Genomic DNA, 14,212 nt, shown 5'->3' on the forward strand with positions numbered 1-14,212 from the left:
GGCGGTCTCGCGGTCCGGTCGTCGCGGACGGTCTCGGCCATCCCCACGGCGCCGCGGTGGTGCACGGTCATCTGCTCGACGAACAGGCGGTGGAACTCCGCGCCGGTGGCGTCGGCCAGGGGCGCCGGAGCACCCGGCGAGCTGCAGAGCCCCGGCGAGGAGGGTCGCGGCCCGGGGCTGTGGGTCAGGCGATGTCGGCCAGCTTGGTGCGCAGCTGCAGCACGGCCTTGGTGTGCAACTGACAGATGCGGCTCTCGGTGACGCCGAGGACGCGGCCGATGTCGGCCAGGGTCAGGCCCTCGAAGTAGTAGAGGCTGACGACGACCTTCTCCCGCTCGGGCAGCTGCTCGACCGCGCGGGCCAGCAGCTGCCTGGCCTCGCTGTGCTCGGCCATCGCCTGCGGGTCGAGGGCGCTGGTGTCCTGCAGGGTGTCGACCAGGCGGGGCGCGCCGCCCTCGTCGTCGGAGAGCAGCTCGTCGAGCGCGACGACGTTGACCAGGGAGAGCTGGCCGAGGAACTTGCGGACGTCCTCGACGTCCATCCCCATCTCGGCGGCCACCTCCTCCTCGGTGGGGCTGCGCTGCAGCCGGCTCTCCAGCGCCGCCACGGTGCGCTCGAACTGCCGGGCCTTCATCCGCACCGACCGCGGGATCCAGTCGGTGCTGCGCAGCTCGTCGATGATCGCGCCGCGGATGCGGGCCATCGCGTAGCTCTCGAACTTGACCTCGCGCGAGGGCTGGTAGCGGGTGATGGCGTCGATGAGGCCGAAGGTGCCGTAGGAGACCAGGTCGGCCTGCTCCACGTGCGCGGGCAGGCCGCTGCCGACGCGGCCGGCGACGTACTTCACCAGCGGCGCGTAGTGCAGGATCAGCCGGTCGCGCAGCTCGGGTGCCCGGTCGGCGACGTAGGCGGCCCACAGGTCGGCCAGCACGGCGTCGGCGTCGTCCGGGGTCTCGTCGAGCCGGTCGATGGCGGCCTCGGTCACGGTCTGCGCTCCCGACTGTCGGAGGCCTCTGGCGGAGGACCTCGGGGTGGGCTCGGTGGTGGTGCGCGAACCGATGGCGCGCAGGGCAACTGTGTCAGACACAGGCGGCGGTCCTCTCAGGCGCGCGGGTGCGCTCGGGCGTGGACGGCACGGAGCCGGTCGACGGTCACGTGCGTGTAGAGCTGGGTGGTCGCGAGGCTGGCGTGGCCGAGCAGCTCCTGCACGAGCCGCAGGTCCGCACCGCCCTCGAGCACGTGCGTGGCCACCGAGTGCCGCAGCCCGTGCGGGCCGATGTCGGGAGCGCCGGGGGCGGCGGTCACCGCCGTGTGCACGGTGCGACGCGCCTCGCGCTGGTCGAGCCGGCCGCCGCGTACGCCGAGCAGCAGCGCCGGCCCGGAGCGCTCGGTCGCCAGAGCAGGGCGGCCGCGGGTGAGCCAGGCGTCCAGAGCCCGCTCGGCGGGGGCGCCGTAGGGAACGGTGCGCTCCTTGCGGCCCTTGCCCAGCACCCGCAGCAGGCGGCGATCGCGGTCGACGTCGTCGACGTCCAGACCGACCAGCTCGCTCACCCGGATGCCGCTGGCGTAGAGCAGCTCGAGGACGACGGCGTCGCGCAGGCCCACCGGGTCCTCGGCCCCGGCGGCCGAGTCCACCACGGCCCGCGCCTGGTCGGGGGCGAGCACCTCGGGCAGGGTGCGGTGGGCCTTGGGGCTGACCAGCCGCAGGCCCACGTCCTCGGCGGTGAGGCCGCTGCGTCGCAGCCAGCGGGTGAAGGAGCGAGCGGCCGCCGCCCGGCGGGCGATGGTGGCGCGCCCGGCACCACGGGTGCGGTTGTGCGCGAGCCAACTGCGCAGCGTGGGCAGGTCCAGGTCCTCGATGCGCGTGCCACCGCGCCGCACCAGGTGGTCGAGCAGCCAGACCGCGTCGCCGACGTAGCCGCGGAGGGTGTGCGCGGACAGGTCGCGCTGCCAGCGCAGGTGCTCCTCGTAGTCGGCCAGCACCTCCGCCAGCGCCGGCGGCAGCGCGGCCCGCGCGTCGGCGGTGCGGGCAGTCACCCCGAAACGGTCGGCCGGGCGCGGCCGGGGGTCAAGCCGAAGCGCCGACGCCGCGTGAGCTCATGCCGCCTCCTCCCCTGCCGTCACCCCCGTCCCTCCCCGGCGCGCGCTGCCCGGCCCAGCCGCCACCCGGCGTCGGTTGCCTCGACGAGGTCGGCGAGCTCGAGCACGGGCAGCACCCGCAGCACGTCGAGGACGTCGCAGCCGGCCACCCGGGCCAGCCGCTCCGGGCTGACGCCGTTGCGGACCGGACAGGCGTCGAGCACGCGGACGGCGAGGTCGGAGAGCCCGTCGCGGGGACCGGTGGGGCGCTCCGGCGGGTCGGCGAGGTCCTCCCCCAGCCGACCCACGGTCTCCACCACGTGCGCGGCGTCGGCGACCAGGACCGCGCCCAGCTCGGGATCGCGCAGCAGCTCGTGGCAGCCCACGCTCAGGGCCGAGGTGACCGGGCCGGGCACGACCATCACCTGCCGGCCCAGCTTCTGCGCCCGCCGCGCGGTCGCCTGCGCACCGGACCGGGCCGCCGCCTCCACGACCACGGTGCCCTGGGTCAGCGCCGCGATGAGCCGGTTGCGGACGAGGAAGCGGTGCTTGAGCGGAGCGGCTCCGGGTGGCCACTCGCTGACCAGGAGCCCGGACTCGGTGATGCGGTGGAACAGCGCCCCGTGCGCGGCCGGGTAGGCGCGGTCGACGCCGCAGGCCAGGACCGCGACCGTCGGGGCGTCGGCGGCCAGCGCGCCCCGGTGGGCGGCCGCGTCGATGCCGAAGGCCCCGCCGGAGAGCACCGTCCAGCCCCGCTGACCCAGCTGGTGGCCCAGCTCGCCGGCGACGTGCTCGCCGTACGCGGTCGACGCCCGTGCACCGACGATCGCCACCGACCGGTCGGCCAGCTCGTCGAGCCGGGCCGGGCCGCGGACCCACAGCGCCAGTGGCGGCACCGGAGCGGTGGCCCGCGGGGACTGGTGCCGCGGGTCGTCGGGCTCCTCGCCGGTGGCCAGCGTGAGGCAGTGCAGCAGGTGCGCGGGCCACTCGTCGTCCTCGGGGACGACCAGCCGCGCGTCGCAGCGCTCGGCCCGCAGCAGGTCCTCCAGCGAGGCGTCCTGGCCGGCGCGGGCACCGACCAGCGCCCGCACGACGTCGGGCGCCCGGCCGGACCGCAGCCGGCGGACCGCCTCCACCGGGCCGACGTCGTCGACGAAACGCCAGAACGCGACGCTGCCGGGTTCGGCCGCGCGGCTCAGCCAGGCCCGCGCCCGCCGCACCGCGGGCCCGGCGCGCCCGTCGGACGCCGCCTCGGAGAGCCCCTGCTCCATGTCCTCGTCGAGGCTCGGCAGGGCGCTCATGCCGCCGTCCGCTGCAGCCGCAGACCGAGGGCCTCGGCCACCTCGTCCGGCCCCGGCACGGTGCGTCCGGCCAGGTCGCTCAACGTCCACGCGACCCGCAGCACCCGGTCGTAGCCGCGCACCGACAGCGCCCCGCGCTCCAGCGCCCGCTCGACCAGTCGCAGCGCCGGCCGCGGCGGGGACCACCGCTCGCGCAGCAGCCGGCCCGGCACCTGGCTGTTGACGTGCAGGCCGGTGCCGGACAACCGCGCCGCCGCGGCCGCCCGGGCCCGGGCCACGCGGCCGGCGACGGCGGCGGTCGGCTCGGGCGCCGTCCCGGCCTCCAGCCAGGCAGCCCGGGTGACCGCCGGGAGGTCGACCCGCAGGTCGATCCGGTCCAGCAGCGGCCCCGAGAGGCGAGCCTGGTAGCGCCGTCGCTCCAGCGGGCTGCAGGTGCAGGCGGCGTCGCCGGCGGCACTGGCGCACGGGCACGGGTTGGCCGCGAGCACCAGCTGCGCGCGGCACGGGAAGGTGGCGGCGCCGCTGGCGCGGGAGATGGTCACCGAGCCGCGCTCGAGCGGCTGGCGCAGCGTGTCGAGGACCGCCCGCGGGAACTCCGGCGCCTCGTCGAGGAAGAGCACCCCGCGGTGGGCCCGGCACAGCGCACCGGGGCGGATCAGCCCCGATCCCCCGCCGACGAGGGCGGCGATCGTCGCCGAGTGGTGCGGCGCCTCGAAGGTCGGGCGGGTCACCAGCGGGGCGTCCGGCGGCAGCGTCCCGGCGACGGAGTGGATGGCGGTGACCTCCAGCGCCTCCAGCTCGTCCAGCGCGGGGAGCAGCCCCGGCAGCCGCTCGGCGAGCATCGTCTTGCCCGCGCCCGGCGGCCCGCTGAGGAACAGGTGGTGCCCGCCCGCGGCCGCGACCTCCACCGCCCGGCGGCCGATCGGCTGGCCCACGACATCGCCCAGGTCCGGCCCGGGCGGGGCCGGCGGCAGGGCGCCCCGGGTGTGCCGGGGCAGCGGCGTCCGGCCTCGGAGGTGGGCGACCACCTCGGCGAGCGCGCCGGCGGCCAGCACCTCGACCCCCTCGACCAGCGCGGCCTCCCCCGCGTTGCCCGCGGGGACCACCACCGTGGTGTGGCCGGCGCGGGCGGCGGCGAGCACGGCCGGCAGCACCCCGCGGACGGCGCGCACCGAGCCGTCGAGCCCCAGCTCGCCGAGCAGCACCAGGCGACCCACCGACTCGGCCGGGACCGCGCCGTCGGCCGCCAGGACCGCCGTGGCCAGCGCCAGGTCGAAGCCGCTGCCCTGCTTGGGCATCGACGCCGGGGACAACCCGATGGTGATCCGGCGCAGCGGCCACCTCCCGCCGGCGTTGACCACCGCCGCCCGCACGCGGTCGACCGACTGGCGCACGACGGCGTCGGGCAGCCCGACGAGCACCACGCCGGGGACCCCGGCCGACAGGTCCACCTCCACGTCGACCATCGCGCCGTGCACCCCGGCCAGGCCCACCGACCAGGTCCGCGCGAGCGTCACGAGAACGCCGCCCGCAGGTGGGTGACCAGCGCCGGCCCGTCCGGACGCACCAGCACGCCGACGACGTCGAACCGCAGCTCCGGCGCGTGCTCGTCGTGGGCGGCCAGCCAGCGCTGGGCCAGGGTGCGCAGCCGGCGCTGCTTGACGTGCCCGACCGCCTCCACGGGGTGGCCGAAGCCGACCGCCCGGCGGGTCTTGACCTCGCAGAAGACCAGCGCGTCGCCGTCGCGGGCGACGATGTCGAGCTCACCCTCCCGGCAGCGCCAGTTCCGGTCGAGGACCCGCAGGCCGCTGTCGGTCAGGTAGGCGGCGGCGATCCGCTCGCCGCGGGCGCCGAGGTCCGATGTCGTTCGCACCCGGCCGACCGTCGTCCGCCCGCACCGGCCGGGACAGCCGCGCAGCGGATCTGTGGACGGGACGACCGCCTGTGGACGCCGGGTCCCGGGACGTCACCCGGCGCGGTCAGCCTCCACGCCGTGACACACGGATCAGGTCAGTCGGGGACCGTCGGGCAGCTCGAGGTCGGGCTTGTCCAGCTCCTCGACGTTGACGTCCTTGAAGGTCAGCACCCGGACGTTGCGCACGAACCGGGCCGGCCGGTACATGTCCCAGACCCAGGCGTCGGAGAGCTTGAGCTCGAAGTACACCTCGCCGCCGGCCTCCCGGACCTGCAGGTCGACGGAGTTGGCGAGGTAGAAGCGCCGCTCGGTCTCCACCACGTAGGTGAACTGCCGGACGATGTCCCGGTACTCGCGATAGAGCTGCAGCTCCATCTCGGTCTCGTACTTCTCCAGGTCCTCGGTGCTCATCGCGGCTCTCCGGACACGTGGCGCATGGCCCCATCATCGACCATCGCGCCGGAGCCGGTGAGCTGGAGTCCCCGAGCGGCGTGTGCGTCGCGGGCCCGGACCACGTTGACGAAGCGCTTCCGGTGCTCCGGGCACGGCCCGTACCGCTGCAGGGCGGCGTCGTGGGCGGCGGTGCTGTAGCCCTTGTGGACGGCGAAGTCGTACTCCGGCCAGCGCTCGTGCAGGTCGAGCATGATCCGGTCCCGCGTGACCTTGGCCAGCACCGACGCCGCCGCCACGCACGCCGCCACCCGGTCGCCCTTCCACACCGCGAGGGTGGGGCAGGCCAACCCCGGGACGGGGAAGCCGTCGGTGAGCACGTAGTCCGCGCCGAGGTCGAGGGCCCACACCGCACGGCGCAGCGCCTCGATGTTGGTCACGTGCATGCCGCGCGCGTCGAGGTCGGCGACCGGCAGGACGACCACCGACCACGCCTGGGCGCGGTCGACGACCTCCTCGTAGACCCGCTCGCGGGTCGCGGCGGTCAGCAGCTTGGAGTCCGCGAGGCCGGGGACCCTCCCCCGGCGGCCGGCCGGCAGCACGCAGGCGGCGGCGACGAGCGGACCGGCACAGGCACCGCGGCCGGCCTCGTCGGCACCGGCGACCGCTGCGAAGCCGCGGCGGCGCAGGGAGCGCTCCATCTCCCACAGGGCGTCGGCCCGGTCGTCGGCGGCCGGGACGGCGCGGACGCGGTTCCGCCGCCCGGGAGGAGCGGGGGTGGTACGGACAGCCATCGCGGTCCGACAGTACGACGCCGGCGAGGGACCGTGGGCGGCTGTCGCCGGGCGGGAACGCCAGGGGCCGGCGCCGGGGTCAGAGGGGCCGGCCCGTGGACGGTCGGCCGCCGGAGCGGCCGGGAGCGCCCGTGCGGATCGCCGAGGAGGCGGACGGTCCGCACGGCCCCTGCAGGTTGGAGGACCCCGTCCTCTCCACCCCTCGCAAGCTCGGGGCGGTGCCCTGGACGGGGCCAGGGCAGGGGCAGGGGGTCCTCCCTCAGGCCTCGACCTCGGCCGGGGTCAGGGCGTGGGCGCCGCAGGTGCAGGCGGCGGGGGTGCGGGAGGAGAGCACCAGGGAGACGGCGTGCGCCCGGTCGCGGGCACCGAGCTTGCGCAGGATGGCCTTGACGTGGGACTTGACGGTGTCCTCGCTGATGAACAGGTTGCGGCCGATCTGCCGGTTCGACTGGCCCTGGATCAGCTCGTCGAGGACGTCGGACTCGCGGCGGGTCAGCGGCACCTCGGGGGTGAACGGCTTGGCGGCCGGAGCGGCCGACGGCTCGACCCGGCGGATCTGCGGGTCGACGACGGTGCGGCCGGCGCGGGCGGCCAGGATGGCCCAGCCGAGCAGGGTCGGCGAGGTGTTGATCATCAGGTAGCCGCGGACGCCGGCGGCCAGGGCCTCGTTCACCACGGCCGGGTCCTCGGAGGTGCCCAGGGCCACGATGGTCACCCGGGGGTACCGGCGGCGCAGGTCGCGGCAGGCGTTCAGGGTCGCGGCGCGGCCCTGGCCCAGCTCCACGACCACCGCGTCGGGGCGGGCGGTCTCGACCAGCGTGAGGGCGCGGCGCAGCTCGCCCGGAGTCCCGACCGACTGCATGCCGGCGGTCTCGTTCACCATGCTCACGAGCCCACGGCGCAGGACGGGGGCGTCGGCGAGGATGAGCACGCGGGTGACGCCGCGGGCGGCGCTCGCCATGGGTGCGGACACAATGACTCCGTTTCACACGTTCGGGGAACTTCTCACGAACTCCATCGGACGGGTGAGACGGGTGCTTGAATGGTTTTCCAACATTTTCCGAGAAATCTTCGGGACACCACTTCGAGCCGCGACCAGTCACACGAGAAACGCCGGAATGGCGACCCGCTGCATTCGTGTCGACATGGCGACGCCATTCCGCGGGGAGCCCGGGAACGACTCGACCCGCACGCCCCGGGGTGCCGGGAGGTGCGGGTCGAGGGAGGAGCGCGGGATCCGTCAGTCGCCGCGGGACCGGCGTCGTCGCCGTCGCCAGGCGGTGAGCGGCACCGCGCCCACCAGACCCATGGCGTACGGGGCGGCGACCGCCGCGGCACCGGAGACCGGCACGCCGGCCGCCTCGGTCCCCTGGATGTCGGGCGAGCCGAGCGTGCTGAAACGGTCGAGCGGCCAGACGATCAGCGCGGCCTTGCCGACGACGTCGTCCACGGCGACCGTTCCGGACCACTCGTCGCCGATGTGCGCCTTCGAGTCCGCCGACGCCGAGCGGTGGTCACCCATGACCCACAGCCGACCCTCGGGGACGGTGACCGGACCGAACGCCCGGCTCTCCAGCGGGGTGTTCTCGAAGACGTAGGGCTCGTCGAGCGGCTCGCCGTCCACCGTGACCCGGCCCTCGGGGTCACAGCACTGCACCGTCTGGCCGCCGGTGGCGATGACCCGCTTGACGAAGTCGTCCTCGCTCGGCGGCGCCACCCCGATGGCGCGGCCCAGCCACAGCAGGCCGCTGGAGAGCCAGTTGCCCGGCTCTTGGACGTCCACCTCCGGCGACCAGCTCTCCGGCCCCTCGAAGACGACGATGTCGCCGGGCTCGGGCTCGCCGAACCAGTAGGGCACCTTGTTGACCAGGACGCGGTCGCCGGTGCAGCCCGGGCAGCCGTGCAGCGTCCGCTCCATCGAGCCCGACGGGATGAAGAACGCCTGCACCAGGAAGGTCTTCACCAGCAGGGCGAGCACGAAGGCGATGAGCAGGAGCACCGGCAGCTCGCGGATCAGCGAGCCCTTGTCGGCCTCCTCGCGCCGGCGGGCGGCACGGCCACCGGGACGGCGGACGGGGCCGGCATCGGCTGTGGACCCGGTCGCCTGGGGGTCCTCCCCCTCCGGAACGACGTCGGCGGGCCTCCCGGGCCGGTCACTGCTCATCGGAGCCAGCGTACGGCCGCGGAGGACCCGCCGTGGTCAGGCCGGACCGGCCTGCGTCGTGTCAGCGCGGAGTGTCAGCGCGAGACGGTCTCGCGCTTCTCCTTGATCTTGGCGGCCTTGCCGCGCAGCTCGCGCAGGTAGTACAGCTTGGCGCGACGCACGTCACCGCGGGTCAGCACCTCGATCTTCTCGACGACCGGCGTGTGCACCGGGAAGGTGCGCTCGACGCCGACACCGAAGCTGACCTTGCGGACGGTGAAGGTCTCGCGGATGCCCCCGCCCTGCCGGCGGATGACCACGCCCTGGAAGACCTGGATGCGGGAGCGGTTGCCCTCGATGACGCGCACGTGCACCTTGACGGTGTCACCCGGGCGGAACTCGGGGATGTCGTCGCGCAGCGAGTCGGCGTCGAGTACGTCCAGGGTGTTCATCGCGGCAGTCCTGTCCTAGCGGTCATGTCGTTGCGGTGCGGACAGCAGGCGCCCCCGGCTGTCCGATCCGGGGCGCTGCGCTCCGGGAGGAGCTCGCCGTCGACGGGGGCGATGCGTCCGCAGCAGCTCTCTACTGTGCCACATCTTCAGCCGACGAAGCGCGGCGGCCCCGTCCACGGGCCGGTGGACAGCTCCGGCAGCAGGTCGGCCAGCTCTCGCGGCGCGAAGGTCTCGCCACTCACGGCGACCTCCTCGGCGCTCCACCAGCGGTGCGGCTCGGCACCGAGCAGCTCCAGCTCGGTGCGCCCGCTCGCGTCCACCTCGTGCACCACGTCCCGCAGCACGAAGAAGGTCTCCCGCGAGTCGATCTGCACGCCGGCGAACGGGCCGACGTGCCGGCGGAACCACACCGGCCCCTCGAGCTGCACGGGGTCGACGACCAGGCCGATCTCCTCGGCGAGCTCCCGGGCGGCGGCCTCCCGCACGCCCTCCCCCGGCTCCACGCCACCGCCGGGGGTGTACCAGAACAGCACGTCGCCCGGCGGGACGGCGGGGTCGGTGAGCCGGGCGCCGAGCAGCAGCACCCGCCCGGACGGGTCGAGGACGACGACCCGCGCGGTCGGCCGCACCACCGCCCGGGAGGTCACTCGTCGAGGACGGCGCGGTCGGCGGCGGTGAGCGCGTCCTCGGGCAGCGCCGCGAGCAGGTCCGGACGGCGCTCCGCCGTCCGTCGCAGCGACTCCGCGCGCCGCCACCGGGCGATCGCGGCGTGGTCGCCGGACAGCAGCACCGGCGGGACGTCGTGGCCGCGCCAGGACGCCGGGCGGGTGTAGGACGGCCCCTCGAGCAGACCGTCGGCGTGCGAGTCGTACTCGACGGACTCCCGGTTGCCGACGACGCCGGGCAGCAACCGGGTCACGGCCTCGACCATGACCAGCACCGCCGACTCGCCGCCGGCCAGCACGTAGTCGCCGATCGAGACCTCCGACACCGGCCCGGCCTCGGCGGCCCAGTCGGCGACCCGCTGGTCGATCCCCTCGTAGCGGCCGCAGGCGAAGACCAGGCCGGGCTCACGCGCCCACTCGGCGGCCACGGCCTGGGTGAACGGACGGCCGGCGGGGGTCGGCACGACCAGGCGAGTGCCGGGCGGGCGGACGGTCTCCAGCGCCCGGGCCCACGGCTCGGGCTTCATCACCATGCCCGGGCCGCCGCCGTAGGGGGCGTCGTCGACGGTGCGGTGGACGTCGTCGGTCCACTGCCGCAGGTCGTGCACGCCGACGCTGACCAGGCCGCGCTCGGCGGCCTTGCCCAGCAGCGACTGCCGCAGCGGCGCCAGGTACTCGGGGAAGATCGTGACGACGTCCACCCGGAACGGCGGGCTCGACACTCCCGCTCCGCTCCCGCCCGGCCGAGCCGGCCCGGTCACAGAGCCGCTCACAGGTCGAGCAGCCCCTCGGGCGGGTCGACCACGAGGGAGCCGCCGGCGAGGTCGACGGTCGGGACGATCGCCGTCACGAACGGCACGAGGAGCTCCCCGCCCTCGACCCGGCGGACGACGAGCAGGTCGGCGCCCTCGTGGCGGACGGCGTCCACCGTGCCCAGCTCGGTGCCGTCGGGCAGGCGGGCGGTCAGGCCGACCAGCTGGTGGTCGTAGAAGACGTCGGGGTCCTCGAGGGCGGGCAGCTCGGCCACGGGGACGTGCAGCTCGGTGTTGCGCAGCTCCTCGGCCGCCTCGCGGCTCTCCACGCCCTCGATGGCGAGCAGCAGCACCTCGCGGTGCCAGCGTCGGCCGGCCACGGTGAGCGGCCCGCGGTCGACGGGGTCGGTGCGCAGGACCGCACCCGGCGCGAACCGGAGGTCCGGGTCGTCGGTGCGGACCTCGACGGTCACCTCACCACGGACACCGTGGGGCCGGCCGATGCGGCCGACCACCACGGTGTCGGTGGGGTCGTTCGGTTCTGCGTTCACGAGCGGTGGTGCTCAGGAGGAGGCGCTCAGCGCCCGTCGGTGTCGACGACGTCGACCCGCAGGCCGCGGCCGCCGACGCCGGTCATCACCGTGCGCAGCGCCTTGGCGGTGCGGCCGCCGCGGCCGATGACCTTGCCGAGGTCGTCGGGGTGCACCCGGACCTCGAGGGTCTTGCCGCGACGGTTGGTGAGCAGGTCGACCGTCACGTCCTCGGGGTGGTCGACGATGCCCTTGACCAGGTGCTCGAGCGCCTCTTCGAGCACGGTCTCACTCGGCGGGCGTCTCGGCGGGGGCGTCGCTCGCCGCCGCGTCGTCGGCCTTGGGAGCGGCCTTCTTCCTCGGGGTGGTGGCGCCGGCGGCCGGCTCCTCACCCGAGGCACGGACGGCCTCCTCGTAGAGGGCCTTCTTGTCCGGCTTCGGGGCGGCGACCTTCATGGGCGGCGGCGCGGCCTCGCCCTTGAACTTCTGCCAGTCACCGGTGACCCGGAAGATGGCCGCGACCGGCTCGGTCGGCTGCGCGCCGACACCCAGCCAGTACTGCGCCCGCTCGGAGTCGACCTCGATGAAGGAGGGCTCCTCCTTGGGGTGGTACTTGCCGATCGTCTCGATGACGCGACCCTCGCGCTTGGTGCGGGAGTCGGCGACGACGAGGCGGTAGTACGGCGCGCGCATCTTGCCCAGGCGCATGAGCTTGATCTTGGTGGCCACGGTGTGTGGTGTTCTCCTCGAACGCAGGTCGTGTGCCCGCCCGGAGCGACGCGTGGGGGTACGCCGGGGGCGGTGCGGCTGGACACGGCCGGCAACGGTGAGAGGGCCGCCCACCGCCGTGTTCGACCGTCCATCATGCCAGATCCGCGCGACCGGCCACTCCGGCCGGGGCAGCGGCGTCCACCGGTCGCACCGGCTCGACCTCCACGCGGTTGTCCGAGAAGGTCGGCGCGCGGCCCAGGTCGGCGAAGACCGAGGGGCTCAGCGCGTTGACCGTGGCACCGCGGGAGTGCTTGCGCCACGCCCCCATCGGGGAGACCACCACGCCGGGCGCGACGTCGGCCGTGACGTGCAGCCGGGCGGTGAAGCGGCCCCGGTCGTTGACCACGGAGACCTCCGCACCCTCGACGAGGCCCCGGGCGGCCGCGTCGTCCGGGTGCATGTGCAGGGCCGGTCCCCCCTGCACGCGCTGCTGGCCCGGCCGGTCGGCGAAGCTGGAGTTCAGGTAGGCGTGCGACTTCGGCGACAGCAGGGTGAGCGGGTGGCGGCCGGAACCGGCGGACTCCCGCGGCGGCACGTAGTGCGGCAGCGGGTCCACCGGCTCACCGGGCTGGTGCTCGTTCGAGCCCTGGCGGAACAGCGGTAGCACGAAGTTGCCGCCGGCGGCCGCGGAGGAGACGAACTCCACCTTCCCCGACGGCGTCGGGAAGCCGCCCTCGGCGTGCGGGGCGTACTCGTCGGGGCCCGGCAGACGCAGCCGGGCCCAGCCGTCGCGGGCCAGGGTCTCCGGCGTGATGCCCGCCATCACCGGGGAGGACCAGTCGAACGCCTCGGCGATCATCTGCTCGTCGGTGCGGGTGAACACCGGCTCGGTGAAGCCCATCCGCGCGGCCAGCCGGCGGAAGAGCTCGGTGTTGGACACCGCCTCCCCCAGCGGCGCCACCGCGGGCTCGTTCATCGTCACGTAGAAGTGGCCCCACGAGAACATCAGGTCCCGCTGCTCGAGCTGCGTCGTCGCGGGCAGCACGATGTCGGCGTAGTCAGCCGTGTCGGTGAGGAAGTGCTCGCTGACGACGGTGAACAGGTCCTCGCGCGACAGCCCGGCGACCATCCGGTCCTGCTCGGGGCAGACCACCAGCGGGTTGCTGTTGTAGACCACCAGCGCCCGGATCGGCGGGTCCAGCGCCAGCTCACCGGTCAGCGCGCGGCCCAGCAGCCACTGGTTGACCACGCGGGTGCCGGGCCGGATGAACTCCGCGCCGAGGAAGGCCGGCCAGTTGACCGGGAAGGCCCACAGCGGCAGCTGCAGCAGTCCGCCACCGGGCTCGCGCCAGGCGCCGGTCAGCGCCGGTAGGCAGGAGATCGCCCGCACGGTCTGCCCGCCGCCGGCCTGCCGCTCGATCGCGACCCCGATGCGGATCACCGAGGGGCTGGCCGCGGCGTACTCGCGGGCCAGCGTCCGGATGTCCTCGGCCGGGATGCCGGTCTCCCCGCTCGCCCACTCCGGGGTGTACTGCCGCACCCGCTCGGCCAGCTCGTCGAAGCCGACGGTGTAGCGCGCGACGTAGTCCTCGTCGGTCAGCCCCTCGCCGATGATCACGTGCGCCATGGCCAGGGCCAGCGCCCCGTCCGTGCCCGGACGGATGGGGATGTACCAGTCGGCGTGCTGCGCGGTCCGGTGCCGGACGGGGTCGATGACGACGACCTTGGCCCCGCGCCGCTGCGCCTCGGCGACGAAGGGCCACAGGTGCAGGTTGGTGCTGAGCATGTTGTTGGCCCAGATCACGATGTAGCGGGCGTGCACGAACGACTCCGGGTCGACGCCGGCGGTCGCCCCGACCGTCATCGCGTAGGCGGTGCACGAGCCGGAGTCGCAGTACGTGCGCTCGCTGATGGTCGCCCCGAGCCGGTTGAAGAACGGGTCGCCGACGTTGAGGCCGTTGAGGATGCCCTGGGTGCCCAGGTAGCTGACCGGCATGATCGCCTCGGGCCCGGAGGTCTCGGCGATCTCCCGGAAGCGGCCGACGATCTCGTCCAGGGCGTCGTCCCAGGAGATCCGCTCGAACTGCCCGCCGCCCTTGGGGCCGGTGCGCCGCAGCGGGTGCAGCACGCGGTCCTGGCTGTAGACCGTGCGCTCGTAGTCGTTCATCTTCACGCAGAGCCCGCCGCGGGTGAACGGGTGCGAGCGGTCGCCGCGGACCCGGGTGGCGCGACCGTCCTCGACGGTCACCTCGAGCGCGCAGGTGTCCGGGCAGTCGCACGGGCAGGCGCCGCGGACCGTCGTCGTCCCCGGCATCGGCAGGTCGGTCACCGACATGGTCGCCTCCTCCCCAGGCGCCGGTGGCCCGGCGCGGTGCGGCGATCGTGGCGCGCGGGGTCCCGCCCGGCTCGACGCTGCGTGCCAGGTCCTCGACCGCAGGCGCCTTCCCCCGGCCGGGGGCGCATGGCACCCTCGGGCCGTC

General features: G+C 74.9%; 16 protein-coding genes and 1 pseudogene. All 17 read right to left on the minus strand.

What is annotated here, in order from left to right; genetic code table 11:
- Positions 1-26: 26 nt before the first annotated feature.
- Positions 27-245: pseudogene (locus ACI79G_RS01535) on the minus strand (DUF305 domain-containing protein); the annotation flags it as partial.
- A complete protein-coding gene (gene whiG / locus ACI79G_RS01540) occupies positions 185-985 on the minus strand; it encodes an RNA polymerase sigma factor WhiG (protein WP_456879067.1) in 801 nt (266 codons plus the stop codon). The pseudogene ACI79G_RS01535 and the gene whiG, both read right to left, overlap by 61 nt.
- Positions 986-1,101: 116 nt before the next feature.
- Positions 1,102-2,037 (minus strand): tyrosine-type recombinase/integrase, encoded by a 936-nt coding sequence (locus tag ACI79G_RS01545; RefSeq protein ID WP_456879069.1) that lies wholly within the window; start codon positions 2,035-2,037, stop codon positions 1,102-1,104.
- Between the two features lie 83 nt (positions 2,038-2,120).
- A complete protein-coding gene (gene dprA, locus ACI79G_RS01550; RefSeq protein WP_456879071.1) occupies positions 2,121-3,380 on the minus strand; it encodes a DNA-processing protein DprA in 1,260 nt (419 codons plus the stop codon).
- Positions 3,377-4,897, minus strand: coding sequence for a YifB family Mg chelatase-like AAA ATPase (locus tag ACI79G_RS01555; RefSeq protein WP_456879072.1), 1,521 nt, complete (start codon positions 4,895-4,897; stop codon positions 3,377-3,379). Before ACI79G_RS01555 ends, dprA begins: the two co-directional genes overlap by 4 nt.
- Positions 4,894-5,253: a YraN family protein gene (locus ACI79G_RS01560; RefSeq protein WP_456879074.1), complete on the minus strand. Its 360-nt coding sequence runs from the start codon at positions 5,251-5,253 to the stop codon at positions 4,894-4,896. The genes ACI79G_RS01555 and ACI79G_RS01560 overlap by 4 nt, the downstream gene beginning before the upstream one ends.
- Positions 5,254-5,385: 132 nt before the next feature.
- Positions 5,386-5,706 carry a DUF2469 domain-containing protein gene (locus tag ACI79G_RS01565; RefSeq protein WP_012949990.1) on the minus strand — a complete coding sequence of 107 codons (321 nt, stop codon included), beginning with the start codon at positions 5,704-5,706 and terminating at the stop codon, positions 5,386-5,388.
- Entirely contained in the window at positions 5,703-6,479 is a 777-nt protein-coding gene (locus tag ACI79G_RS01570; protein WP_456879077.1) for a ribonuclease HII, read from the minus strand. The genes ACI79G_RS01565 and ACI79G_RS01570 overlap by 4 nt, the downstream gene beginning before the upstream one ends.
- A 259-nt stretch (positions 6,480-6,738) precedes the next feature.
- The gene (locus tag ACI79G_RS01575; RefSeq protein WP_456879079.1) at positions 6,739-7,452 is read right to left on the minus strand and encodes a LuxR C-terminal-related transcriptional regulator; all 714 of its coding nucleotides are present in this window, start codon (positions 7,450-7,452) and stop codon (positions 6,739-6,741) included.
- A 267-nt stretch (positions 7,453-7,719) separates the two neighbouring features.
- Positions 7,720-8,643 (minus strand): signal peptidase I, encoded by a 924-nt coding sequence (lepB, locus tag ACI79G_RS01580; protein ID WP_456879080.1) that lies wholly within the window; start codon positions 8,641-8,643, stop codon positions 7,720-7,722.
- A 74-nt stretch (positions 8,644-8,717) separates the two neighbouring features.
- The gene (rplS, locus tag ACI79G_RS01585) at positions 8,718-9,074 is read right to left on the minus strand and encodes a 50S ribosomal protein L19 (protein WP_012949994.1); all 357 of its coding nucleotides are present in this window, start codon (positions 9,072-9,074) and stop codon (positions 8,718-8,720) included.
- A gap of 146 nt (positions 9,075-9,220) precedes the next feature.
- Positions 9,221-9,721 carry an NUDIX domain-containing protein gene (locus tag ACI79G_RS01590; RefSeq protein WP_456879082.1) on the minus strand — a complete coding sequence of 167 codons (501 nt, stop codon included), beginning with the start codon at positions 9,719-9,721 and terminating at the stop codon, positions 9,221-9,223.
- Complete coding sequence (gene trmD, locus ACI79G_RS01595) at positions 9,718-10,461, minus strand: tRNA (guanosine(37)-N1)-methyltransferase TrmD (protein WP_456879083.1); 744 nt, start codon at positions 10,459-10,461, stop codon at positions 9,718-9,720. Before trmD ends, ACI79G_RS01590 begins: the two co-directional genes overlap by 4 nt.
- 47 nt (positions 10,462-10,508) lie before the next feature.
- Complete coding sequence (gene rimM, locus ACI79G_RS01600; RefSeq protein ID WP_456879085.1) at positions 10,509-11,042, minus strand: ribosome maturation factor RimM; 534 nt, start codon at positions 11,040-11,042, stop codon at positions 10,509-10,511.
- A gap of 26 nt (positions 11,043-11,068) precedes the next feature.
- Positions 11,069-11,305 (minus strand): RNA-binding protein, encoded by a 237-nt coding sequence (locus tag ACI79G_RS01605; protein WP_091153035.1) that lies wholly within the window; start codon positions 11,303-11,305, stop codon positions 11,069-11,071.
- A gap of 4 nt (positions 11,306-11,309) precedes the next feature.
- On the minus strand, positions 11,310-11,750 hold the full coding sequence (gene rpsP, locus ACI79G_RS01610; RefSeq protein WP_456879086.1) for a 30S ribosomal protein S16: 441 nt from the start codon (positions 11,748-11,750) through the stop codon (positions 11,310-11,312).
- A gap of 133 nt (positions 11,751-11,883) precedes the next feature.
- The gene (locus tag ACI79G_RS01615; protein WP_456879088.1) at positions 11,884-14,067 is read right to left on the minus strand and encodes a molybdopterin-containing oxidoreductase family protein; all 2,184 of its coding nucleotides are present in this window, start codon (positions 14,065-14,067) and stop codon (positions 11,884-11,886) included.
- Between the last annotated feature and the right edge of the window lie 145 nt (positions 14,068-14,212).

The sequence above is a fragment of the Geodermatophilus sp. SYSU D00779 genome, assembly GCF_054050595.1.